Annotated in this window: 19 protein-coding genes; 6 read left to right on the plus strand and 13 right to left on the minus strand. The window is 44.2% G+C overall.

From position 1 onward, the window contains the following. Positions 1-313 precede the first annotated feature (313 nt). A complete protein-coding gene (locus PG915_RS01825) occupies positions 314-559 on the plus strand; it encodes a hypothetical protein (protein ID WP_353497625.1) in 246 nt (81 codons plus the stop codon). 151 nt (positions 560-710) lie between these two features. On the opposite strand, the gene rfaD is transcribed toward PG915_RS01825, so the two are convergent. Beyond that, complete coding sequence (gene rfaD / locus PG915_RS01830) at positions 711-1652, minus strand: ADP-glyceromanno-heptose 6-epimerase (protein ID WP_353497626.1); 942 nt, start codon at positions 1650-1652, stop codon at positions 711-713. A gap of 254 nt (positions 1653-1906) precedes the next feature. Between rfaD and PG915_RS01835 the strand changes: the two genes are divergently transcribed. From PG915_RS01835 to PG915_RS01850, 4 genes are all read left to right on the plus strand, one after another. Continuing rightward, positions 1907-2131, plus strand: coding sequence for a hypothetical protein (locus PG915_RS01835; RefSeq protein WP_353497627.1), 225 nt, complete (start codon positions 1907-1909; stop codon positions 2129-2131). Positions 2132-2284: 153 nt separating this feature from the next. Then, positions 2285-2926 carry a YjbF family lipoprotein gene (locus PG915_RS01840; RefSeq protein WP_353497628.1) on the plus strand — a complete coding sequence of 214 codons (642 nt, stop codon included), beginning with the start codon at positions 2285-2287 and terminating at the stop codon, positions 2924-2926. A gap of 66 nt (positions 2927-2992) precedes the next feature. Further along, positions 2993-3802: a capsule biosynthesis GfcC family protein gene (locus PG915_RS01845; RefSeq protein ID WP_353497629.1), complete on the plus strand. Its 810-nt coding sequence runs from the start codon at positions 2993-2995 to the stop codon at positions 3800-3802. Further along, positions 3795-5990 (plus strand): YjbH domain-containing protein, encoded by a 2196-nt coding sequence (locus PG915_RS01850; protein ID WP_353497630.1) that lies wholly within the window; start codon positions 3795-3797, stop codon positions 5988-5990. Before PG915_RS01845 ends, PG915_RS01850 begins: the two co-directional genes overlap by 8 nt. A 45-nt stretch (positions 5991-6035) precedes the next feature. Here the strand turns inward: PG915_RS01850 and wecA are convergent, their stop codons facing one another. The 12 genes from wecA to PG915_RS01910 form a co-directional block, all read right to left on the minus strand. After that, complete coding sequence (gene wecA / locus PG915_RS01855; protein ID WP_353497631.1) at positions 6036-7103, minus strand: UDP-N-acetylglucosamine--undecaprenyl-phosphate N-acetylglucosaminephosphotransferase; 1068 nt, start codon at positions 7101-7103, stop codon at positions 6036-6038. Between the two features lie 79 nt (positions 7104-7182). Continuing rightward, positions 7183-7818, minus strand: coding sequence for an adenylyl-sulfate kinase (gene cysC, locus PG915_RS01860; RefSeq protein WP_353497632.1), 636 nt, complete (start codon positions 7816-7818; stop codon positions 7183-7185). Between the two features lie 79 nt (positions 7819-7897). Further along, positions 7898-9610, minus strand: a complete 1713-nt coding sequence (locus PG915_RS01865; RefSeq protein WP_353497633.1) for an SLC13 family permease — start codon at positions 9608-9610, stop codon at positions 7898-7900. 337 nt (positions 9611-9947) lie between these two features. Next, entirely contained in the window at positions 9948-11354 is a 1407-nt protein-coding gene (gene cysN, locus PG915_RS01870; protein ID WP_353497634.1) for a sulfate adenylyltransferase subunit CysN, read from the minus strand. A gap of 63 nt (positions 11355-11417) precedes the next feature. Continuing rightward, on the minus strand, positions 11418-11771 hold the full coding sequence (locus PG915_RS01875) for a four helix bundle protein (protein WP_353497635.1): 354 nt from the start codon (positions 11769-11771) through the stop codon (positions 11418-11420). Between the two features lie 123 nt (positions 11772-11894). After that, positions 11895-12803 (minus strand): sulfate adenylyltransferase subunit CysD, encoded by a 909-nt coding sequence (gene cysD / locus PG915_RS01880; RefSeq protein ID WP_353497636.1) that lies wholly within the window; start codon positions 12801-12803, stop codon positions 11895-11897. 117 nt (positions 12804-12920) lie between these two features. Beyond that, positions 12921-13571 carry an ABC transporter ATP-binding protein gene (locus tag PG915_RS01885; protein WP_353497637.1) on the minus strand — a complete coding sequence of 217 codons (651 nt, stop codon included), beginning with the start codon at positions 13569-13571 and terminating at the stop codon, positions 12921-12923. Next, positions 13555-14718, minus strand: coding sequence for a hypothetical protein (locus PG915_RS01890; RefSeq protein WP_353497638.1), 1164 nt, complete (start codon positions 14716-14718; stop codon positions 13555-13557). The genes PG915_RS01885 and PG915_RS01890 overlap by 17 nt, the downstream gene beginning before the upstream one ends. A 13-nt stretch (positions 14719-14731) precedes the next feature. Continuing rightward, complete coding sequence (locus PG915_RS01895) at positions 14732-15901, minus strand: glycosyltransferase family 61 protein (RefSeq protein ID WP_353497639.1); 1170 nt, start codon at positions 15899-15901, stop codon at positions 14732-14734. After that, positions 15898-16755, minus strand: a complete 858-nt coding sequence (locus tag PG915_RS01900; protein ID WP_353497640.1) for a hypothetical protein — start codon at positions 16753-16755, stop codon at positions 15898-15900. Before PG915_RS01900 ends, PG915_RS01895 begins: the two co-directional genes overlap by 4 nt. 6 nt (positions 16756-16761) lie before the next feature. Further along, entirely contained in the window at positions 16762-18795 is a 2034-nt protein-coding gene (locus tag PG915_RS01905) for a rhamnan synthesis F family protein (protein WP_353497641.1), read from the minus strand. Continuing rightward, positions 18792-19832: a hypothetical protein gene (locus PG915_RS01910; RefSeq protein ID WP_353497642.1), complete on the minus strand. Its 1041-nt coding sequence runs from the start codon at positions 19830-19832 to the stop codon at positions 18792-18794. The genes PG915_RS01905 and PG915_RS01910 overlap by 4 nt, the downstream gene beginning before the upstream one ends. A gap of 459 nt (positions 19833-20291) precedes the next feature. Between PG915_RS01910 and PG915_RS01915 the strand changes: the two genes are divergently transcribed. After that, complete coding sequence (locus PG915_RS01915; protein ID WP_353497643.1) at positions 20292-24860, plus strand: hypothetical protein; 4569 nt, start codon at positions 20292-20294, stop codon at positions 24858-24860. Positions 24861-24893 lie beyond the last annotated feature (33 nt).

A 24893-nucleotide genomic window follows, 5' to 3' on the forward strand; every position in this document is an offset into this window, starting at 1 on the left:
GCTATCTCAGTGATATCGTCATTCAAATGATATCGTCATCCATGTTAGTGTCGTCATCCCTGCCAATATCGTCATCCCTGCGCAGGCAGGGATCTACCATCAGCGCACACCAAGCCTCAACTAAGATTCCTGTCTTCACAGGAATGACGCAAGCGGTTAGGCTCACATTCCAACGGTACTATCATCCAATGGATCGTCATCCCTGCGCAGGCAGGGATCTACCATCAGCGCGCACCAAGCCTCAACCAAGATTCCTGTCTTCACAGGAATGACGTAAGCTGTTAGGCTCACATTGCAACGATACTATCATCCAATGGATCGTCATCCCTGCCAATATCGTCATCCCACTAGCCGCGCGCCTGCGCAGGCAGGGATCTACCATCAGCGCACACCAAGCCTTAACCAAGATTCCTGCCTACGCAGGAATGACGGCGCTGCGTGTTTCGCACTACCAACAGATATCGTCATCCCACTAGCCGCGCGCCTGCGCAGGCAGGGATCTACCATCAGTGCGCACCAAGCCTCAACCAAGATTCCTGTCTTCACAGGAATGACGTAAGCTGTTAGGCTCACATTGCAACGATACTATCATCCAATGGATCGTCATCCCTGCCAATATCGTCATCCCTGCGCAGGCAGGGATCTACCATCAGCGCGCACCAAACCTCAACCAAGATTCCTGTCCCCCAGGAATGGCGACCTCAGCGACCCTACTTATTCACAATCGCCAAATACTCAGCCACACCCTCAGCAACCGTCTTAAACTCAACATCACAACCCGCAGCACGCAAGTTCGTCAAATCCGCCTGAGTGAACTCTTGGTATGCACCTTTTAGATGATCTGGGAAAGGAATATTCTCAATCTCACCTTTGCCGTGATGCTTAATCGCAGCCTGAGCAATAGCTTCAAATGTCTCTGCATTACCAGTACCGCAGTTATAGATACCAGACACACCATTTTCCATAAACCAAAGGTTTACTTTCGCCACATCGCCAACGTAAACAAAATCACGTTTAAAGTGCGCGCTACCTTCAAATAGTTTTGGGTTCTCACCCGCATTCATTTGATTGTTCAGATGGAATGCCACAGACGCCATACTGCCTTTGTGTTGCTCACGAGGGCCATAAACATTGAAGTAACGGAAACCTGTGATTTGAGACAGCGTCTCACCGTGCGCTTCTGCATCCGCCCATAGGCGGCGAACGTAGTTATCAAACTGCTGCTTTGAGTAACCGTAGACATTAAGTGCACCTTCATATTGGCGCTCTTCTTTGAATACGGTTGTTTCGCCATAAGTTGCAGCGGATGACGCATACAAAAATGGAATTTCACGATCTAAACAGTAATGCAGTAGCTCTTTTGAATACTCATAGTTATTTAGCATTACATATTTGCCATCCCACTCGGTTGTTGCTGAGCAAGCGCCTTCATGGAAGACCGCTTCAATGGGACCGAAGTCATCACCCGCCATAACTTGAGTAAGGAAGTCATCACGATCCATGTAGTCTGTGATGTCTAGGTCAACTAAGTTTTTGAACTTACGTCCATTTTTTAGGTTGTCGACAACCAAAATATCATTCAAGCCAGCCGCGTTAAGTGCCTTGATAATATTGCTGCCAATCATGCCAGCGCCACCAGTTACAATGATCATAAAATGTTCCAAATTGAGTGGGATAATGACTTGAAGTATATAAGATTTACTAAGGTCTTCAAAGGAGTTCCTTGGTAGCAGAGCGCAAGAACTCAGGTTGACAAAGTGTGATTGAACGCTCAAAAAATATCATTTGTCAGCAAACTGTAAAAATAATACCGTTTACAACGCTTTATACAATGGACTAACATTGGAAGTCGGTGCGTTCAATTAGATGCACTGAATTATCGATAATTGAGTAAAAGGAAATAACCATGAAAAAAATCGCATTAATCATGGCGATTGCAGCAGGTATGGCTAGCCCAGCATTTGCAGAAGCTGAAGGCGGCGCAGCAGGCGCTGGCGCAGGTGGTGCAGCAGCAGGTTCAGCTTTGACTGGCGGTATTGTAATTGGTACTGCAGCTGCAGTAGCAGTAGTTGCAGTTGCATCAGCTGATGACAACAACGCGACAACAACATCAGTTTCTACTACTAAGTAATTGTTGTTGATGCACGCTCTCTTTACTTATTGCTTGTAGAGAGAGCGTTCTTTTCTCTCAATAGTTGTTTTACTCTACTCTCTCGAGTAGAGACTTTTTACATATCGTATATAGCGCCATTGGCTTGCGCTGAACCTACTGCCGGATGATGTATTGAAGTTTAAATCCACGCTCATTATGTGCTCGTTATTGGCTTTAACGGCTTGCTCTCAACGTTTCCAAGACGTAAACGCCACCTTGTCTGAGGCTTTTTTAGGTGCCGATGATGTTGTGATGACTGCTGAGGAAATCAGGGCTCTCCCATACGCTAGTGCATACATTCGAATTAACGATGGCGCCCAGATCTTTGTCGTTTTAGCATTTGCTGAGCCGAATACGGCTACGGGTGTGACACAGTATAAATGGATGTCTTCAGACCGTGCCTTGTTCGTCTACGAAAAGGGCAGACTCGTGAAAACCATAGGTCTCTTTGGTGATAACCTTCAAGGTGTGACCAGAACAGAGCAAACCGCCAATTCTTGGCAAGTGAATTATGATTGGATGCCAGATTATCGCTATGGATATCAAGGCATTGCCAATCGATGGGGCGATGGAAATGAAACCATTAACACTTCTGTCGCCAACTATCAAACGGAAAAATACAGCGAGCGAGTGCAGTTTGATGTGCTTGACCATTCGCTAATCAATGAATACTGGCAAGACAGCAAAACGGGCAAAACCGTCCGCTCGATCGAGTACATCGTCCCGCAAATGGCCAAAGTCGAATTCACCGTATTAAAACAACCCTCGATGTAAATATTAAGATAGCAGCGCCTCCATTGTCCTTTAGTTTTAGGCGTTGATGTCGATTAAGGAAACCACATGTTCTATCACGGATGGCGAAATAAAGAATGTCTAAAAAGACGTTGTCTGTCACTGCTAATGGCTTGTCCTCTTTTTATGGTTTCAGCGATTGCTGTTACCGTTTCCCCTGCGAGCAGTGCCGAGCTATCAGTCATGCTGCCACAGCAGTCGGTTAGATTGGAATATCCCCAACCAGCGCGATTGGATAGGGTTTTAAAAGACGCTAATAACCAAGCACAGCTTGCGAGCGTGCAGCTGGATTATGTGCAAGCTCAACTGTTTTCCTCAGACAAACAAGCCAGCATTGACAGTAAAAAAGCCCAAGTGGTCGCTCAACTCAAAGCACTCCAAGCGCAAGACCCAAGCGTGGGCGCAGACAATGTCTTAGCGCAGCTTGACAGTGTTCAATTTCACTACCGCGAGTTCACCTCTCTTGATTATGACCTAGTACAATCACTTCGAGACGGCAACCCGCAACTGGTCGGCAACTATCAACTCAACATCGGCGCTCGTCATAACAAAGTAAGCTTTCTGGGGGCAGTAAAGCAGCCAGAGCGTGTTGCACATCAAGCGCAGTGGTTTCTAGCCGATTACTTCAATGCTCTAGGCGATGTTCGCTTAGACAGCGCTAGTCGCAGTGCAGCATTAGTGATTCAGCCAGACGGTAAAGTGATTGAGGTGGCCTATGGCATATGGAACTTCCAACCTCATTTTCTGGCGCCTGGAGCAATAGTCTACGTGCCTTTTAAATCCCTTCCATCAGACTTTTCAACCCTAAATCAAGAGATTGCTGATCTGCTGCGCCATAAGGTGAATCACAATGAATAATAAGCGATTAACGCCTTCGATATTATCCGCGGCAATAACCACCGTACTAAGTACAGCATCATATGGTGACGTGTTTAAACCTGCGACATTAACGCCATCACAATCGGACTTTGGTGGTGTAGGCCTTATGCAAATGCCAACAGGGCGAATGGCTGCGGAAGGGGAGTTTAGTATTAATGGTGACTGGACCGAACATTATCATAAATACAATGTTAGCCTGCAGTTAATGCCTTGGTTGGAAACCACCATTCGTTACACCCTAGTGCAGGACATACTCTACAGTAGTGACCCAAGTTTTAGCGGCGATACTAAATATACAGATAAAGGGATAGATTTTAAGATCCGCTTATTAGAAGAAGGCGACTACCTGCCAGAAACCTCGGTAGGCTTTAGAGATTTTGGCGGTACTGGACTCTTCGATGGTGAGTTTGTTGCTGCTACAAAGCGCTTTGGCAATTTTGATTTCACCTTAGGAATGGGCTGGGGCTATCTGGGCACCCGCGACAATATCGCCAACCCGTTTTGCAAAATGAGTGATGGTTATTGTACACGTCCTTCAGATACCAAAGGGTCGGGTGGTATGGTCGATTATGAACGCTGGTTTAAAGGACCAGCTGCACTATTCGGCGGCATCGAATACCAAACGCCTTGGCAGCCGCTGCGTCTAAAGCTTGAATACGACTCAAATGACTACTCGCAAGATTTTCCTGTTGTTCGTGCTGGCGTTGACATGACACCAGCAACACCTTGGAACGTTGGCGCGCTTTATCGTGTCGGTGACTGGGGTGATATTCGTGCCAGTTATCAGCGTGGCAATGCGGTTGCATTGGGTGTGACGCTTCGGACTAACTTTAACGACACAAAAGCGTATTGGTTGGATGAGCCAATGCCAGAACCCCGCCCAGCGCAAGTAGCCAATAGTGTAGATAAGGTTGATTGGGACAAACTGGCCGGTGAGTTAAATACTATTGCTGGCTATGATGATGTCGCGATTCAGCGTAGTGGCGATACCGTAACGATTGTCGGTAAGCAGAAAAAATACCGAAATCGAGACGAGGCACGTGAGCGTGCAGGCCGCATTCTAGCCAACCATTTGCCGGGAGAAATCACCACTTACAACATCATCGAAACCAATCTCAATTTGCCACAAACCGAAACTCAAATTGATGCTGACTCATTCAAGCAAATCGCACAGCAACAGCCGTTAGATCGCGAGTTGACCGATGCTATTTTAGAAAAAGAGGTAGAGGGTAAAACCAGCGCAGAAACAGAGTTTGACGGCTTTGACCGTCTCCAATATTCGTTTAGGCCAACGCTAGCACAGTCGATAGGCTCAGCCGAGAACTTCTATCTGTATGAGCTAGGTATCGATGGCACGGCGGATGTGTGGGCTACGAAAAACCTTAACCTATCTGGCACCTTGCACCTCAATGTTGTCGATAACTACGACAAGTTTAATTACATCGTCCCACCGGATGGCACAGATGTGCCGCGAGTAAGAACCCTATTTAGAGCCTATGTGTCAGACAACGCCTTGTGGGTAAAAAACCTTCAGGCGACTTACTTTCAAGAATTTGGTAATGGATTTTATGGCCAAGCCTATGGCGGTTACTTAGAAACCATGTTTGCTGGTGCTGGTGGTGAGCTACTCTATCGTCCGCTGAATAAAAACTGGGCGATCAGCGCAGACATCAACTTAGTATCGCAGCGCGACCCAAGAAGTGCTTTTGGCGTGTTCGACCAAGAAGACCAAAACATCCCTGAGTTTGGCAGACCATTTAAGGCCGCTGTCAATCAAACCACCGGCTTTGTCACCGGCTACTACATGCCGCAATGGTCTTTCCTAGATAGCACGCTATTTAAGGTTGGGTTTGGTCAGTTCCTCGCTGGCGATGTGGGAACCCGTTTAGACTTCTCAAAACAGTTTAAAAGCGGTGTGATTGCCGGTGCCTACGCAAGCTTTACTAACTTAAGCTCAGAAGAGTTTGGTGAAGGCAGCTTTACCAAAGGTTTCTATGTTTCGATTCCATTCGACATCATGACAGTGAAACCGAGTGCGAATCGTGCGTTCTTCAACTGGCAGCCACTGACTCGAGACGGCGGACAGATGCTAGGACGTAAATACGAGCTGTTCAGTGTAACGGACGCTAGATCACCTTGGACGTCAAGGCCCAGCAAAGTCGAGTAACTCGTTCTTTAATATTCTCAGACATGGATTAACTTATGACAGATATTAGCGAATGTTTAATCGGTGTCTGAGGAAGGTTGTCAGTTTCCAGATGTAGCTAATGGACAGCACATACATGAGGAACGATAAGAGGAATAGAGCGAGCATGATAGACTCTCGGATTTGCAGCATCTCTCCTGCTACTCCAACAAGAGCATGTGCGAGTGATATGCTGCCGATGATAAAAAGGCTTTGGTAGCGACCCAATTTTAGGCGCGTACAGATATGATGTAAGTGCAACCGATCGGCGGAAAATGGAGACCGTCGATTTTTCATTCTTCGCAGCATGACCATTGCCATATCCATCAGCGGCACAGCGATAAGCCAAAGTGCAGTAACTGGACGCATCATAGGCTCTGCTGAAGGGACTCCTGACGATTTGGTGGCTGCTATCATCAGCCAAATCACAGTAAACCCAATAAGGAAACTGCCAGAATCTCCCATAAAAACGCGCAGTGAGCGGTTCGGTATGATATCTAGATTACAAACAGCATAAGGCACCATAGCTAAGATGAAAAGTATGCAAAAGGATGCGAGGTTAACCTCGCCACATGCATAGAAAAGAGTTGCGAGCCCAAGAAGGGTAACGCTGGCTAGAACACTCAACAACCCATCTGCACCGTCTACCATATTGAATGCAGTAATACACCCAATTAGCGCTACTGCTGTAAAGACCACACTATATTCGTGAATGTCGAGTTTGCCTGAACCCGTAAGATCGCCAAGATTTTCAATGCTGTGTCCGCCAACATTTGCTATCCAAATTGCTAATATAATCATCAAGCAAAGACGAATACCCGCCGAAATATCATACTTGTCATCAAACATACCGACGATGACCAAGATGGCTCCTCCGATAAGGTAGTCCAAGTTAATCGGAACAAGCGTGGGCTGCACTAGACAAAGAAAAACAACGGAAACAAATAGCGAAGCACCACCAACAAGCGGAATATCACCAGAATGCCTTTTTCTGTTACAAGGGCTATCCACAAAGCCATATCGTAAAGCTGCCTTGCGCATAGATAATAGGCTCAAGGTCGATACCGTGAGCACACCAGCCGTTGTTGTAAGCACTACTTGTTCCTTGACGTTGTGTTCTATTATATTGAGTGACTAACGTGACATCTTTGTGTCACTTTATCCCATAAAAACGTTATCTGATGTAATTGTTGTCACGAAGGTAATCTACAATCTGTATCGCACATTGTTCGATACTTTTTTCGCCACACTTAACGTGTATCTCTGGAGCGTTAGGTTCCTCATAAGCCGATGAGATACCAGTGAAGTTTTTGATTTCGCCGGATCGAGCTTTTTTATATAAGCCTTTGGGATCTCGAGATTCGCAAACATCAAGAGGGGTATCAATAAAAATCTCAATAAATTGAGACGAGTCAACAAGATCCCTTGCTATCTTTCTATCGGATGTAAAAGGGGAGATAAAAGCCGTTGATACTATGATACCTGCATCAACGAAAAGTTTTGCAACTTCGCTGACACGGCGAATGTTTTCTACTCGGTCGTCATCACTAAAGCCTAGGTCACCATTTAAACCATGGCGAACATTATCGCCATCTAGAAGGTACGTTTTGATACCTAGATCAAATAACATCTTGTCAACCGCGTTTGCGATCGTAGATTTCCCAGAGCCACTAAGCCCTGTAAACCACAAAATAGCTGGCTTTTGATTTAACTGTGTCACGCGCTCTTCATGACTCACAGAAGCTAAGTGCCAAACGACATCGCTTGACTTTTCATTCTGCGCATTTTTCTCGACATAAGGTGAAGTCATAAATCCTCTAAATAAATGTTAGTAAGAGCAGGGGTTTTTAGCTTTTAGCTGTTAGCTGTTAGCTGCTAGCTTCCCCAGCTCACAACCCATAAACCGTCACAATCCCCAGAATAGCCGTAATCCCATACACTATGCTGACAGGGATGCCCACTTTAATAAAATCGATGAGTCGATACTTACCAGCGTTGAAAACCATCAAGTTTGTTTGATAGCCATAGGGGCTAATAAAGCTTGCGCTGGCACCAAAAGCAACGGCCATGATAAACGCCATACTATTTGCGCCCATAGCTTCCGCTAAGCCTACAGCCATTGGAAATATGAGTGCGGCAGCAGCGTTGTTGGTGACCAGTTCGGTTAACCACCATGTGAGCAAATAGACAATGATTAACGCGGTAAGAGCCGTCATTCCAGACAGATAGTTTTCGACTACCCCTTCCAGTACATACTGTACGCCGACATTTGTCATCGCTTGAGATAATACCAAGGCAGAAGCAATGATTAACCAAATATCGACGGGAAACCTTCGGAGCAATTCATTAACGGAGAGGCAGTGGCTTAGAAGCAAAATACCAAGCAAGATGCATAATCCCTTAAACAAGGGAATGAATCCAAATGCTGCAAGCGCTATAGTAGCAAAGAAACCTAAACAAACTAAAACTTCTTTGCCACCTGTCAGCATGGAGTCAGTTTCAACACCACTCAGGACAATAAAGTTCTTCTGGATATTTTGTCTATGGGCAAAGTCAGAACCTACAGCCAGCACAAAAGCGTCGCCTGCTTCTATTTTAACCTCACCGAGCTTTCCAGACACCCTTTGACCGTCTCGGCGAATAGCGACCACCGCGGCGTCAAATTTAGCGCGAAATCCTGCTTTTTTCAGTGTCTGACCAACGATGTGACTTTCCGGCCGGATAACGACTTCGGTTAAATTGTCTAACGGGAGGCCATTGTTGTGAGCGAAGGTTTCAAGCCCGTCAAACTGACTAAGCTGCATGACCTTTTGAATATCACCACTAAAAATAAGGCGATCATTGACCTGTAACACTTCCGTTGGTGACACCGGACTGATTAGCTGGTTTGCACGAACGATCTCGACTAAAAACAGTGATTCCAAATGCCTTAAGCCATTTTGTTCAATGCTTTTACCAACAAGGTTCGATTTTGGTAACACCTTAGCATCGATAAAGTAGCTTTGGGTCTCTTTAAACTCGCGTTCATGTATCGGCAGCCAACGGCTACACACCAATAAAGTAACACCACATGAGGCAACCAACATGAGACCAACTTTAGTGAAGTCAAAAAACTGAAGTGAAGGTAATTGAAGATCTAAAACTAAGCTGTTGACGATAAGATTGGTTGAGGTACCAACCAGCGTTAACGTTCCGCCAAGAATAGCAGCATAAGACAAAGGAAGAAGCAATTTGCTTGCAGGATGATAGGGGTTATTCCTAATCGGTGCCAACATGGTAGAAACGACCGCTGTATTGTTCAAAATAGCGGAAGCACCAACAGTAATACCAAAAAGGCGCAACCAGGTTTGTAAGTAGCTTTGGTGCAACACGCGAACGGCAATTAATCTCAACAATCGAGTCTTTTCCAACGCCAGCGAGCAAAGCATAAGTAAAACAAGCGTTAATAAGCCCTGGTTAGACATACTGTTAAGTACATCTTGTGTCGATACTGCACTCGATGCAAAAAGCACCATAAACGCAACACCAAAAACCATCGCAGGTCGACTTTGAAATCGAATCAACCCCGCAATAGTTAAAACAAAAACAATAAGAACTAGCATTCAGTTCCCTTAGAAATACAGCAGTAGGAGGAGGGGGGGGCAGCTATCAGCTATAAGCTTCCAGCTATCAGTTCTCCCAATCACAGGCTCTTACTGAAAGCTGCCAGCTATAAGCTCCCAGCTATCAGTTCCTCCGTCTCAGGCTCTTACTGAAAGCTTCCAGCTATCAGTTCCCCCAATCACAGGTTCTTACTGAAAGCTGACAGCTACAAGCTTCCAGCTATCAGTTCCCCCATCTCAGGTTCTTACTGAAAGCTGACAGCTACAAGCTTCCAGCTCCCCTTCTCAGGCTCTGACTGAAAGCTGACAGCTATAAGCTTCCAGCTATAAGCTCTCCCTAAAGCTTTTTCGCTCCCCAATGCGGGAAGTGCTTAGTTACCAGCTTATTCAGTTCAAGCTCAAACTCAGAGTACTGCTCTGGCGCTTTTGCGGCGATAACCCCTTCAACAGAGCGGCGAATCATACCTGCACCAACAGTGATGTTCGTTAATCGATCAATAATGATAAACGCGCCTGTTGCTCGGTTATCATTGTAAGCGTCGAAAGCCACTTGCTCGGTAAAGGAAACTTGGCAGTGACCAATTTCGTTGAGCGCCAGTTGGTTCGTCGGTTGTTGTTCCATGGTGTTCACATCCACTTTGTAATGAATGTTCTGTATCTCACCAAAGACCGACTTAGCACCGACCTTGATCTCATATTGACGATCAACATGTAGAGGTTCTTCTGCCATCCATACAATATCCGCGTCCACCAATTGGCTCGACTCCGGTTGCTCATGAGGGCGTACTAGCATGTCACCACGACTGACGTCGATTTCGTCTTCAAGAGTGATAGTCACCGCTTGGTTAACGTGAGCTTTTTCAAGTTCACCATCAAAAGTAACAATCGACTTTACCTTGCTTTGTTTGGTTGAAGGCAATGCCATCACTGAGTCGCCAACACGAATGTCACCAGCGGCAATCGTACCTGCGAAACCGCGGAAATCGAGGTTAGGGCGATTAACATATTGCACAGGGAAGCGGAAGGCCTCGAAGCCGTCACGATGAATATTCACAGAGTTGAGCAATTTCATCAGTGGAGAGCCAGGGTACCAAGGCATGTTCTCGCTCTCGTTCACGACGTTGTCGCCTTTAAGAGCAGAAATAGGCACAAAGCGAATGTCTGTAAACTCAAGGTCTTTGGAAAACTCGCGGTAGTCGTCTTTGATTTTCTTGTAAACATCTTGGTCGTAATCGACGATATCCATTTTGTTCACAGCTACAACGATGTGTTTAATGCCCAGTAATGAACAAATATAGCTATGACGACGAGTTTGCACTTGAACGCCATGGCGAGCATCAATCAAAATAATAGCAAGGTCACACGTGGAAGCGCCTGTCGCCATGTTACGAGTATATTGCTCGTGCCCTGGAGTATCAGCAATAATGAATTTACGCTGCTCAGTCGAGAAGTAGCGATAAGCCACATCGATGGTAATGCCTTGCTCACGCTCTGATTGCAGACCATCCACTAAGAGTGCTAAGTCAAATTCTTCGTCAGTGGTATTAAAGCGTTTTGAGTCTTTCTCAATCGCTGACATCTGATCTTCAAAAATCATTTTTGAATCATAAAGCAAACGACCGATTAGAGTCGATTTGCCATCGTCAACACTACCACACGTTAAAAAGCGCAGTAGATCTTTGTTTTCATGTACTCGAAGATATTCTTGGATATCTTCAGCAATAAGGTTGGATGTGTGTGACATTTTTAATTCCTTCTAGAAAAAGAGGCGATAAGCTGTTAGCTGTTAGCTGTTAGCTGTTAGCTGTTAGCTCGCTCCTTCCTGCTTAATACTTTTCATTAGCCCCGTCAGCATGGCTGCGATTTCTTTAGTTTCGCGAAGCCATAGGTTTGCAATTTCTTTAGGCAAATAACCTATTTGTGAGCCAATGTAGATTTGTGTTCTGGCTTCAGCTAGCGATGAACGACTGATTTCTAAAAATCGGATCTTTTCACGATCGCTTGTGCGAGTCATTCCTTCCGCTATGTTACTGGGTACAGAGAGTCCTGAGCGAGTGAGTTGATTTCTATAACCGAAATCTTTTAGCGTTTCTGTCTCTCTATAAATATTGGCAGAGAGCCTAGTTGCTCTGCGCCAAACTTCTAGTTTTTCAAAATTCATATGACCCCCTAGGTCTAATGAAAAAAGAATAACTAGTCGGACTCGAACGACCTTCGCAAACTTTGATGTTTACGACTAACTTCACACAGCTGTCAGCTAAAAGCTACGAACTTTCAGCTACTCTTAGAAGTAGCCTTCCATCTTCTTCTTCTCCATCGAACCAGCTGAATCATGGTCAATCATCCGGCCTTGGCGTTCCGAAGTGGTGCATAGCAACATCTCTTGAATGATTTCTGGCAATGTTTTTGCTTCAGATTCAACGGCTCCGGTGAGTGGGTAGCAGCCTAAAGTGCGGAAGCGAACCATCTTCATTTCTGGTACTTCGCCTTCTTCTAGTGGCATGCGATCATCATCGACCATAATCAGGGTGCCATCGCGCTCCACAACAGGGCGTGGTGCAGAAAGGTATAGAGGGACAATTTCAATGTTTTCTAGGTAGATGTATTGCCAAATATCTAGCTCGGTCCAGTTTGACAGAGGGAACACACGAATGCTTTCGCCTTTCTCTACTTTTGAGTTGTAGATGTTCCAAAGCTCAGGGCGTTGGTTTTTAGGATCCCAGCGGTGGTTTTTATCGCGGAACGAGTAAACACGTTCTTTGGCTCGAGATTTTTCTTCATCACGACGGGCACCACCAAAAGCGGCGTCAAAGCCATACTTATCTAATGCCTGCTTTAAACCTTGGGTTTTCATAATATCGGTATGCTTAGAACTGCCGTGTGTAAACGGACCGACACCCATGGCCAAGCCTTCCGGGTTTTTGTGCACGATCAAATCAAAGTCATACTCGCTCGCTAGACGATCACGAAACTCGATCATCTCCTTGAATTTCCAATCAGTATCAACATGCATGAGCGGGAAAGGGATTTTACCTGGGTAAAAGGCTTTACGCGCGAGATGAAGCAGTACTGAAGAGTCTTTGCCGATAGAGTAAAGCATGACAGGGTTGTCAAATTCAGCGGCGACTTCGCGCATAATCTGAATTGACTCGGCTTCTAACGCCTTTAGGTGTGTAAGTCTGTTGTTATCCATAGTTTGTCTCTGTGCTAAAGGTCGTAACCTGTTTGCATTCCTTCTTAGTTTTCTAGCCAGTAGCTATCATAAAATGGACTTGATAATAAGTCGAGAGAGTAGTGATAGTGAAAGCTACTATAAACTGCTATAAACATCCAAAGCTTGTTCGAGATCTTCGAAGTATTGCAATTGGCCTTGATGCAGTATCACAGCGCTATCACAAAATTGCCGTATTTCTTTCATATCATGGCTTACCATAATCACATTAGCTGTTCGAGACTTGTCTAACAGCGCTTGTTTAGCCTTGCGTTTAAATTTGGGATCCCCGACAGAGGTAGCTTCATCAATTAGGTACACGTCAAAGTCAATGGCGATGCAGCAACCAAACGCTAAGCGAGAGCGCATACCACTAGAGTAGCTTTTGACGGGTAGATCGTATTTGATGCCCAGCTCTGCAAAGTCTCTTACCTTTTCCTCGTACTCAGCTAAGTTCTTCACACCATTGACTCGGCCTATAAAACGGGTGTTTTCCCGCCCAGTCATTTGTGGATGAATACCCGTCGCGAGAGCAACTGGCCAAGAAATAGATTTATTGGTGACGACCTTACCTTTATTGGGATACTCACTACCTGCCAGTATCCTGAAGAGCGTTGACTTGCCAGCGCCGTTCGAGCCTAGGATGGCAATGTTTTTGTTGCTTGGAAAGGTGAAGTTTAGATTTTCAAAAATATACTGGTTACCAAGTTCAGAAGGGTAGAACTTGGTAAGGTTACTGGCCTTTATCATATTTACCCTTTTTACTTGCTTTCACTCTAATGGCTTTGATTATTGAACGCAGTGGAACTCCGAATTTGACTGTTATTATCAAAAGTATGAGTTGAACCGTGGTTTTTGGATAAGTACGTATGGTTTCGCGGGCTAGGCATCTCAAGTAGTCTAGGGAAATATTTCGACACTCATCACTAACGATTATTAGGTGTTTGCAAGTACTCTTGAAGTCTAATCTTTTCCAGCAATACTCTGCAGGTAATGCTTCTCTCAACAGTTCCTTCTCTTTTAAAATGTGCTTTTTGTTTTCAAATGCTTTTATGTAACCAATATGCCTAAGGTTTAGCTTGAACTTATCACCGTTAATCAAGGATAGTAGGTGGATGTTTTTTTGGTATTCGCTCCCTGATAAGGGTACATCTTGGTATAGACTAGATGAGGAAATGTAATTTTGAATAAGTTCATAGGATTGAGCGCTCAAGCTTTCGTTACTGATTTTCACTGCTTTGAAAGAGTGTTTGTAACCTACCACTTTTTCTAAAAAGTAGTGCTCTAAGCCACGCCTGTATTTACAAGCCTTCTCAAAACTATGTTCAGTAATTTTCGATTGAGGAAAAATTCGCTTTAGAGCATCGATGCGTAAGTAGTCATTGCTCATATCGCTTGCACTTAACCCTTCAAAGATATGGTGCTCTAACGTTCCACCTTTTAGGCGTTCTTGAACGACGCTGGTAATATAATTATCAACTTTTCTTTTGAAATAATGAAACTCAAAAGTTGCTCTTTTATCCGAGTTAGACTCAATCACCGTTTTGAACCTTTGAAGGTGATTTGCGTCTAAGTTTGAAATGCCCTCAGCGGATATAAGTAGGGTATCACATTTTTCAGACATTTCCCTTAGGGTAGCAATGTTATGCATGTTTGATAATGATATAATCTTGTTGTCAATCTGATTTCTTATGTTTAAGTGATAGCCGGAAGGGTTGTTACTTACCAGGTTAATTATAGGCCAAGATTGGTTTGCAGGTTTAAATCTATCGACTTCAAATTTTGGGTACGCAATACCAAAATTTAGCAATGCATCATAATTAACAAATAATGTTCTTTGAATTGAGGTAGTGCCAGTTTTGTGTAGCCCCAGGTGAACAATTATATGTTTGAACAAAGACAGCCTCCAATTACAGGTGTGTAGTTAACTTTTCGTCTAGTTTGTCAATGTCTACTTTCCACTTTATGCTGTCTTTTTCTACTTTTGTTAGTTCGTCAGAAGCAAAGTAAGCTAAGCTTTTGTGGCCAGATATTAGGTTGGCATTTATTTGATGATTCAAGCCTGGATTATATATTGTTGCAGGTAAGCAAGTTAAACCTAATGTAGTAGCATGATGGGGGATGAAAAATGAATTTAGCAAGCCAGAGCCTGGAGTTCCAGCTATAAACGTTGTATCGGATAGGATTGATTGTACTTCAGATTGCGTAAGTGTTTCTGGAGCTACTATGTCAAAACCTATATCTCTAAAATAATGCTCTACTTCAGATTCATTTTCTATTGCTCTACCTTGTACGGGGTTATTTAAGAGTTTTCTAGTTATATAAACCTTGCGACATTGACCCTGCTTTGAATGGTGGTTTCTTGATAGTAATCCATTAAGATGACTACAAACGTGTTTCGATTCATCGGCAAAGTAGCAGTTGCCATCACTAATTGAGACTGTAGTTTCAGGGACTATGATTCTCTCAAATGTGGTTGGCTTTCTTACGAATATAATATTTTCTCTTCTTATCCCTAATGCATTCAAGTACTCGGTAAGATTAGAAGAAAAGAATCTATTTTCACTTTCTAGAGAAAAGTTTTTATAAACATGAAAAACAAACTTAGTGTCAACTTCTAATAAGTTCGGTTTTTTCATAGCAAGCCAGAATCGAGTAAGCGACTCCAGGAAAAAATGGCCATAATGAGGATTTAGAAGCCCCATATAGTAATGGTTTCCGGTCAATCTTAGGCTTGGTAGGTTTCTTTTAAATGGATAAACTGGCAATTGGTTATGGTCTTTATATCCTTTTAAAACGGGTTTGTAGTGATCGGCGATAAGAATTGGGTTGAGATGTTTATCATAGCCGAGGTGCTCCATGAAACCATTTGCGGGAATGTGATAGGACTCACTAAATGGTAGAAAAAGTGCATTCTCTTCTATTTGGTACCTTGGTGTAAATTTGGTAAATGTAGATTGATATAAACGCGTATCGCTGATATCTGAACCACATATCGGAGTAATATGGTCTTTAAGTTTTAGAGAGTAATCATGCTTTACTCTTCGAGCCACAGGATCTTGGTAGTTCATTTCAATCATTTGCTTTCAATCCATTGATATCGTGCTTTTAATCGTTCACAGTCATGCTGATAAGTATTACGAGTTATTTCTTTCTTTATTTTATTACTGACCGATTGTTGATGTTTGCCATCATAGTCGATGTTTGATAAAAATGAGATCAGCTCTTTTCGCTTTTCTACATCTTTACAGACTCGATCGAATGCTCGCAATGTTTGGGCTGCCTCAAAAGGTATGGAAGAGTTGACCTTTTGGTTTGTAGATATGTCGTCAGGCAATGCGATTTCAATGTCAGAAAAAAAGCTCCGAACAAAATCTTTAGATTCACGAGTAAACTCTTTGACATAAATATTTTCGTCGCCGATATGCCTTGCCCAGGTATCGAGTTTTTCTGGGAGACGTATTTGCCCCAGTTCTCGATGACAAAAATCGAAAACATGCTCATTTTGGCGCAGTCCCCACTGCACCTTAACCGCTTGAAGGTAAGCGGATTTTAGATAGTCAGTGTAATCTCTTATTGCAAATAGTACTTTGACCTGTAAGCCACTTTTGAGCGCACTCTCCAGCATATCTCCGATATGATTTGCATTGTCTCTAATTAAAAATTCGCTAGAGACTATGGTGCTGGCATCTCTGTTAAGGGCAAATTTAAGTAGCTCCTTCCATTCCTTTTCAAAAATCGCTGGGCTAAATCCAGGATGAACAGAGGCGAAATGATTGTGTGCACCACCATAGACGCCATACGGTGAAAAACAGGCTTGTCTCGAATTGTTTGTAGGTAACTCAAGCCCTATGGTTTGAATTGCGCTTGTTGCCGTTTTACCAATGCCAGGGTGGAAAATAAGGGTTTTAGGTTGATTAAGGTTGATACTCATAGAAAGTTATTCACCAAAAAACGGGTAACGACCAAAGCTACTGATCATTGGTCCCCATTTTGCAATTAGTTGTTCGTTTAATTCATCTTTGCCGACGAGAGGGTTATCAAAGCCAGCGGCTTGCCATTTGTCGGAAGGGTTTAATATGTGTAGATTCGCCAGCCCAAAGTCACCTGGGATTTGGGCGTCGGCGACAGCATTGTCACCGATATGAACGAAACTGCCTTTGTTTTTAAGATGACCTTGCATATATGACCACATGCTGCCATTGTCTTTGCGCAGCCCCATCTCTGAAGAGACATAAAGCTGATAACCATTAGTTACACCTGCTTTACGTAGCATTAGCACGATTTGATGCTCGCTGTAATAAGTATCAGAGATTATGTAAACGGTTTTGCCCATGCCAATAAGCGTATTCAAAATGTCTACGATTTCATCTTTACTATCAATCATAGCGAGATCGTAGCCGAACTCTACCTCAGCGTATTGCCGCGCTTGTTCGGTTGACCAGCCAAAGTGCTGACCTAACTTGTTATACACTTGGAAAATATTGATGTCACCTTGGAAGTTGGTCTCTTTTCGCACTTCAAATTCGGCCTTATTGCGAAGTTTGACGAACTCATGGGCATTTGTGACTAGAGTGTCTTTTTCGAGCTGTTGCCCGAATTTAAGCTTGGCATAATCTGGGACGAAGTGGCTGCGACGAACAAGCGTGTCAAACACATCGAACGAGATAATATCAAAAGGTCTAACCTTGTCCATTAGCTGCTGCTTTGAATTCACATAATTTGAGAAGACAAAACTTTGGTCATGTGTAAAAGAGCCTAACTCTGGTACGTAGAACAGTTGTTTGTGCCCCGTTTTCTCTGCGAGCAGACCGATACAGCGTTCAAGCGCATGAAGCTCCGAACCGTCGTTTGGTAGTGGCTCGGTGGGAAAATCATCGTATTGGTAAGTTTTCTCAAGCATAGGTTTGAGAGCAGAAGGTCGAGCCCAAAACATTCCGCCTACAGGGTAAGCAAGGAAGTCGTTATGATGTTCGATTTGCCACTCGTCAAAGAATTTCTGCTTAAAAGGTTTGTTTTTAAGCCAGTGGTTTACCCAATCTGGCATCATGAAAAATGAGGTTGGGTAATAGATGCCGCAGTCTTTATCGTGTGCAAAGTAAGTGAGCATTTGAGCGACTCGGTGGGAGTCTTTGAGTAAGAACTCACCTAAATAATCGGCCCATTGTGTTTGTTGACGACCGGAGTAGAGTGACTTCTTAGAGTGCAAATGCGCAAATAAGTCATAATCCATCAGCTGTTCGCCAAACTCGACCAAGAGTGGCCCGAAATTTCGGCCATGGTTAGGGACAATAGCAACTTTCAACTTTTTAATGTTAGTGCATTGACCTAGCGTTGTTTCAGCCAGTTTTTTTGATGCTTCACTGGTCACTGATACAAAGACATCCACTGTTGTCGGGAAGGTCTTTAGGCACTCTAGATAGTAATCAAGAAAGTCATCGTAGAAAACATGCAAGCAAAGGGCGATGTTTAATGACTCAATTGCTTTCATATCTATTGAGGTATCAAGCTTGTCTGTCGGAGTCCAGTTCGGTAAAAACGGTCGTGAAGGTCGTCCTTCACTGCTGCCTGTCGCTAGGTAATGGGCTAGTGGCGGTAATCCAGAGTGATAGATATCTGGGTTGGATTTTAAGTAATGCAGGTTGTCGAATGCCGGGCTCGGACTAACCCCACAAAAGCGGCTTTTACTCAGGTAGTCACCAAATGCCTCAAGTTCACTATTAAATACTCGCTGTTGGGTATCTTCGTACCACTTGCGGTCGAACATGCCTTGTTTTTTGGCATCTTGTAACAGCTCTATTTGGTCGGTTGATAGCGCGGCGACTGTGCCTTGCAGTTGTTTGGTTTGGTTTTTAAGTTGTCGTTTGATGAGGTGAGATTCAGTTCTTACCGCCAAGCGCATTAACATTGGATTCTTACGCAGCAGTTTTTCTGCTAGTGGTAATTTGTGTTTTACCATTGCTCGGTAATTCATCGCTTTAATCCCCAAAAATCTAATGCGTCCAGTGTGCCTTCTCCTGCAATATCATCATCGAGAGCAAATACTTCCCAGCTACTCCTCGGGAACATGCCTTGTTTTTTCATGTGTGACGTTAGAATTTGCTCTACTTCTTGCTTTTCAAATGAAATATCGAGGGCTGAATGTTGCTCGATACTTTCAAGAGCGGCTTTCATTATCGCTTCCAGCGTGTGGAAGTTGTGCTGTGTTCGTACCTTTCGCCCGTAGAAAAATTGGTAGGTTTGATCTCCCGTTTGGTCGAACCGAATATCCTGAAATTGCCCCGTTGGTGCTGTGAGTACGGCCTCTAGCAGCATGGAACGATCCAGTGGTGCGTAACCTTCACCGAGCTTACTTCCCTCATGTAAGTAGCCTTTCATAGTTAATTGGTTGCCGTTTTGAGTGCGCTGTCCCGGATTAGAGGCAATCAAATAGTGTCCTACTGAGTCGACATTAAATAAGAGGCTTAGAAGTGTTTGAATGCTGCCACTGTAGCCAAGATCAACTAAATGAACCTCTTTCTGGTCGAAAAAACCAAGGCTTGCTAAATAGTGGCGATACGCCTCCATGGATGGGGCAATAATTGATGTTAGCAGTGGGAGCTTGTCTTGAAGTAACTGGGCAACCTTATCAAGGTCGTGAGGTAACACAATGTTCTTCGACTGCTGCTTCTCATCGAACAGTTTGCGAATGCTGACATCACTGAGCATAAAGCGTGTTCGCATTAGCTCATAAAGACTACCCGAGAAAGAAAAGTTCAGTGAAATGTCATAACTTTTCGGCTCAATAAGACCTAACTTGAACAGAAAAGCTCGAGATGCCAGTAAATATTGAGAGCTTGTTTTTACACCGCGTGCGGTTTGATAAGCATCATAAGCTTGTTCGAGCCAATATCCTTCACGGGCAAGAAAGAAGTAGTGGTTGGAGGGGAGTTGAGCGAGTTGCTGTGAAAAAAAAGTAAGTACAGGTGAAGCAAAGGTTTGCCCCACCTGTCGCAGTGATTCTATAGCCATATAATACATTGTCCTAGCCGTAAGCTGTGATTAGGAACGCTACCGCCCTATGGTTTCACAGTATTGACGCATCCATTTTGCGTAGTCTTTTATTTTTCTGAATAAGTTTATTGAAAACAGGAACGATAGATCTTCAATATGACACTAGAGGATACAGGATGACTTTTTCGGCTGCAATATGTCCAGCGAGTTGCTCGGACTCGAGGGCTTAATGAAAGGATTGGAAAGTTACTAACTTTGTTTCATTTGTTGGGCTTGTGTAGTCCTGGGCTGGCATTTGCCAGCTCGATGGTGCAAATCTATAAAAAGACGGCTGTTCTGTATATTGTTGATTAGGCTCACATATTTTATATTTCATGGCAATTAATATGCGCGTACGGTATCTGCCACCTGTTTCATCATGTAAAAATACCAGTCATTGTCAAAGGTTTGTGATTTTTACGTCAAAATGGAGTTGGTATGAAAACAAGGCGAATAACAGGGCAAATAGTGCCGATCGTTTGTTTGTCAGCCGTTGGGCTGGCAGGACAAGCGATTGCGGCCACAACAACTTACTTGGATATTGATCGAGGGTCGAGTCATTCTTTGTTGATTGATGGTGAAGGACGGCTATTTGGAATAGGTCGTGAACGATATTTTGTTCCTGATGCGGGTTATTACTCAGAAAGAACGACTCCTCTAACTCTAGAAAGCTATACTCCTAACGTTAGCAAGTGGATAGATGTTGCGGTTACAGAGGATAGCTCGTTTGCCATTTCAGAAAATGGCGATCTGTATTCATGGAGTGGTCACTATGAAACCTATTCGACCGACAGTGAGCATTGTGATCTAGGCCGAGGGACTGGTTTAACTGAAGAAATGGTTAATACGCCAACATTGATTGACAGTGGGCAAACATGGGAAAGCGTTTATGCAAATGGAGATTCCGTGTTTGCTATCAATGACAGTGGGAAGCTATGGGTTTGGGGTGAAGCTTATCAAGGTCGATTAGGTACCGGCTCCTCAACGGACAAATGCTCTCCTGTTGCTGTACTGCCTGATGAGACGGTTAAAAAGGTCGTCAACTATGGCAGTTCGACTCTGATAGTAACCACGGATGGCCGCTTATTTACTACAGGATATACACCGCTGCGCGATTCCTTTAACCCGCTAGAAATGGCAAGCAACCATTCGTGGATGGATATTGCGGTTGGCGATGATGTTGTCATGCTTATTGATGAGCTAGGTCAACTATATACTCATGGTAGTACGTGGTATGGCGCACTCGGGTTAGGTGATGAGATCAGGCAAACTAGTAGCCTAACAAAAGTCGATGACTCAACCGACTGGAGTAGTGTGTCTGTTGACTATCAACATGTCATTGCAACAAAAAAGGATGGCTCACTATGGACATGGGGCTACAACTCATCAGGTCAATTAGGTCAAAATAACAAGTCGACTTTATATACACCCACCAAAGTTGACACAACGATTGTCGCTAGCTCTGTACGGGCTGATCACAATTCTACCTATGTGATTGATGAGCAAGGAGTGCTCTGGGTAGCAGGGGAAGATAGTTCGGGGCATTTTGGACTGGGATCCATATCTTCCAGCTCTGTCTTTGTCACCCCGTCTTATCGTATGACCTATTCAGGTAAGTCGTTAAGTGCGGGCTCTGCACATTACTACATGTTAGATGCTGGCGGTGTTCTTTGGGGCGGGCGAGATGGCGATTACTACCGTCTCGGCATTAATGCTACCACAGATAAAGTCACGCCGACGCGTCCTTCTCTGAGTCAATGGACTTCGGTTTCTTCGGGTGTCTATGCCACCATAGCAATTAATAGTGATGGGCGTCTGTGGGGATGGGGATTGAATAGTAACCATTTGCTCAGCCCTGATGAGGATGTTGATTACTTCAAGACACCACAACCTGTTAGTGAAGATAGCTGGCAGTCTATAAGTGTTGGAGAGTATCACGCTGTTGGCATCAAAAGTGATGGTACGCTTTGGGCGAAAGGTTCTAACCGTTATGGGCAACTGGGCGATGGTAGCTATGGCTACTCCGTTTATTCCGATAGTTTTGTGCAAATCGGTGATGACAATACCTGGGTAGAGGTTTCTGCTTTTGAAGATAGTACTTTAGCACGTAAATCCGATGGCTCGTTATGGGCTTGGGGATATAACGGTTATGGGCAGCTTGGGTTAGGAAATACCTCAAATATTATCGCGCTACCAACGCCCTTAAATGCTGGTAGTGACTGGGCATCTATTGCCGACAGCGCTAACGGTGATCACATGCTCGCTATCAAAGAGGATGGAAGCTTGTGGGGATGGGGTCGTAATAACTATAACCAAGTCAGCAGTGATACTACCAGCAATGTTGTGTTACCTACGAGAATTGGCACCAAATCGGATTGGGAAGCCGTTTCGGTTGGTGGTCAAAGCTCTTATGCGATAAAAGAGAGCGGCGTGCTTTATACTTGGGGATACAATTACTATGGTCAACTAGGCCTTGGTCATAAAGATAACCAACCCAAACCCCAAGCGGTGGAGGGGTTATGGCAAGAGGTTTCGGCTGGAGAGCAGTTTACCGTTGCAACTCGGTTGAATAGCAACGAGCTATATGTTTGGGGAAGGACAGTCACGACTGATACCTATTATAGTAATTATTCTAACTATTTAACCCCAACACAATGGTCTTTCAATGATCGTGACGGTGACGGCATCGCAGATGGCGCAGATGCTTTCCCAGCGAACCCTAAAGAAAACTTCGACGCCGACTATGATGGCATCGGCGATAACGAAGATACAGACGACGATAATGACGGCCTAAGCGACGAATACGAGCTGCTTAATGGTACCGATCCAAACCTACCTGACAATGGCTTGGTGGATCGTGATAATGATGGCTATCCGCTGTTTGTTGAGTATCAAGCTCAAAGCTTTGATAACAATGCGCAGTCTGTCCCGACGCGTGATAAGTACCGCTTATTCACGTTTGCAGATGACAAGGACATCGTTAGCTTCGCTTCTCAAGGTTGGCAGGTTGCCTCTGGTGTGGACTCAAGAGATGGTTATGCTGTTAACTCAACCACGCATGCTGATGGTGGTGAAGACACACTTACGTTAACCTCTAAATTCCATAATGGCTCTATCGTCTACTGGGCGAAGACCTCGACAGAGAATGAGTTCGACAAACTTTACCTCAAAGTCGACGGCGTAAAAGTGGAATCAACAGAGCTCTCCGGTATCAATGGCTGGACTCAGTTTGTTGTGGATATTGAGGAAGGGCAGCATACGGTTAGCTGGCACTACATCAAAGACGATGAAACCAACGAGAACGAAGATACCGTTTGGCTAAGTGATATCGTTATGCCAATTGATCTTGATGGTTTAGACAGTGATGGTGACGGCCTAACCGATGCTTGGGAATACAAGCATGGCCTGGATCCATACAATCCTGCAGACGCCAATCAAGATAGCGACAACGATGGACTGACAAACCTAGAAGAGTTCTTTGCTGGCACGGATCCGCGTTCTGACGACACCGATGGTGATGGTATTCCTGATAAGTTTGAGATTGATAACAATCTCGATCCCCTTGATGCAACCGATGCTCTCAATGATGCTGATGGAGATGGTCTTTCAAACCTGATGGAATATGTATTAGGTACGAGCCTGTCTAACAGCGACAGTGATGGTGATGGTGTTAGTGACTTTGATGAGCTAAACAATGGCACGAATCCTTTAGATTCTAAGGATTTTGTTGAAGATTATGTTCAAGCACTACTTTGGGGTGATGTAAACAAAGACGGACGTGATAATGTTGTGACATTAGATACATCGAGTGATTTGTTTGCCAAGGTCACTCTATTTGGTGGCAATGCTTTGGGTATTCTACGTTCCCAAGAGCTTGAGCTTGGACTAAACCAGATCTCGCTTCATAAGCTGAGTGATCGAAACAATGACGGCATTGCTGAAGTTGGGTTGTTTGGTCTCGATTCTGAAAGAAATCGCTATACACTAGTTGTGTTGAATATTGCCAAAGATATCCAAGTCATGGGTAAGTGGAACTGGAGTGCCACATTGCATGATGCCAGATTCCAAGAAATAGACGACTTAGACCTTGATGGTAAGCCTGATTACGCAATGTCCGGTCGCCACAAAGTTAACAATACCAACCAGTTAATTGTTCGTAGCAGTACGAGTAAAGCAACAATAAATACCTACAAGTGGGTAAACAACTGGTCAAATGTTTCTTTCTTTGCGGTACCAGATCGAACTAAGGATACTATTCCTGAGGTTGCGCTATTTGGGACGCATAAGAGAAATGGGAAAGGTCAGATGTTTGTGCTTGATGGCGCTGATGCTTCAAAGCTTGAAGTCTACAACTGGAACCCAGTGTGGCAAAATGGTCAAGTTATGCTTCTAGAGGACATGAATGGCGATGGATATCGTGATATTGCTCTGTTTGGACAAAGAAGTGATGATGGACGTTATCAAGTAGCGATCAAGCATGGTCATAAGAGGTCTGGTATGGTGGGTTCAAAAACCTGGCCTACAGAGCTTACCAAAGCCCAGCCTGTGCTCATTAGTGACCGCGATGGTGATGGTGTGAAAGAGATTGCCTTGTTTGGTCAGTCAGAGAAAGGTGGAACGTCTAAGCTTAAACTCTGGATCACTGCAAGCTCTAGTGTCCAGCGTTTGCAAAACCTAGCGTGGAACAATGTTTGGAGTGAGGCGTCTATACAGGAAATTCCGGATCTTGATGGTGACGGCCTCAAAGAGGTGGTATTGGTTGGGCGTAACTCAGTATCGGGTCGTTTGGAGCTTTCTGTTCGCTCGAGTGCAGATGGTAGTCAACTAATCAATCTAGCATTACCAGATACGTGGGAGGACATCGACTTCACTATTGGTGATGTTAATGGTGATAACGTTGATGATTTAGTACTTCTAGGTCAGAGCCAAAGCTTGAAGGGAACTAAACTCCTTGCTGTTGATGGTCGTGATGGTAAGAGTGTGATTTTCAACACTCCAATTCACTGATTCAACGATTTTGTAAAACGGTAACGACATGGC

This window comes from Vibrio sp. CB1-14, from assembly GCF_040412085.2.
GTDB classification, from domain to species: Bacteria; Pseudomonadota; Gammaproteobacteria; order Enterobacterales; family Vibrionaceae; genus Vibrio; species Vibrio chaetopteri.

What these genes read in the sequence shown, in the direction of transcription:
- PG915_RS01865 (WP_353497633.1), bottom strand. Translation starts at nt 9,610, where the DNA reads ATGCTAGTTCTTATTGTTTTTGTTTTAACTATTGCGGGGTTGATTCGA.
- cysC (WP_353497632.1), bottom strand. Translation starts at nt 7,818, where the DNA reads ATGACTTCACCTTATGTCGAGAAAAATGCGCAGAATGAAAAGTCAAGC.
- PG915_RS01825 (WP_353497625.1), top strand. Translation starts at nt 314, where the DNA reads ATGGATCGTCATCCCTGCCAATATCGTCATCCCACTAGCCGCGCGCCT.
- PG915_RS01875 (WP_353497635.1), bottom strand. Translation starts at nt 11,771, where the DNA reads ATGAATTTTGAAAAACTAGAAGTTTGGCGCAGAGCAACTAGGCTCTCT.
- PG915_RS01915 (WP_353497643.1), top strand. Translation starts at nt 20,292, where the DNA reads ATGAAAACAAGGCGAATAACAGGGCAAATAGTGCCGATCGTTTGTTTG.
- cysN (WP_353497634.1), bottom strand. Translation starts at nt 11,354, where the DNA reads ATGTCACACACATCCAACCTTATTGCTGAAGATATCCAAGAATATCTT.
- PG915_RS01885 (WP_353497637.1), bottom strand. Translation starts at nt 13,571, where the DNA reads ATGATAAAGGCCAGTAACCTTACCAAGTTCTACCCTTCTGAACTTGGT.
- rfaD (WP_353497626.1), bottom strand. Translation starts at nt 1,652, where the DNA reads ATGATCATTGTAACTGGTGGCGCTGGCATGATTGGCAGCAATATTATC.
- PG915_RS01850 (WP_353497630.1), top strand. Translation starts at nt 3,795, where the DNA reads ATGAATAATAAGCGATTAACGCCTTCGATATTATCCGCGGCAATAACC.
- PG915_RS01835 (WP_353497627.1), top strand. Translation starts at nt 1,907, where the DNA reads ATGAAAAAAATCGCATTAATCATGGCGATTGCAGCAGGTATGGCTAGC.
- cysD (WP_353497636.1), bottom strand. Translation starts at nt 12,803, where the DNA reads ATGGATAACAACAGACTTACACACCTAAAGGCGTTAGAAGCCGAGTCA.
- PG915_RS01845 (WP_353497629.1), top strand. Translation starts at nt 2,993, where the DNA reads ATGTTCTATCACGGATGGCGAAATAAAGAATGTCTAAAAAGACGTTGT.
- PG915_RS01905 (WP_353497641.1), bottom strand. Translation starts at nt 18,795, where the DNA reads ATGAATTACCGAGCAATGGTAAAACACAAATTACCACTAGCAGAAAAA.
- PG915_RS01910 (WP_353497642.1), bottom strand. Translation starts at nt 19,832, where the DNA reads ATGGCTATAGAATCACTGCGACAGGTGGGGCAAACCTTTGCTTCACCT.
- PG915_RS01895 (WP_353497639.1), bottom strand. Translation starts at nt 15,901, where the DNA reads ATGATTGAAATGAACTACCAAGATCCTGTGGCTCGAAGAGTAAAGCAT.
- PG915_RS01900 (WP_353497640.1), bottom strand. Translation starts at nt 16,755, where the DNA reads ATGAGTATCAACCTTAATCAACCTAAAACCCTTATTTTCCACCCTGGC.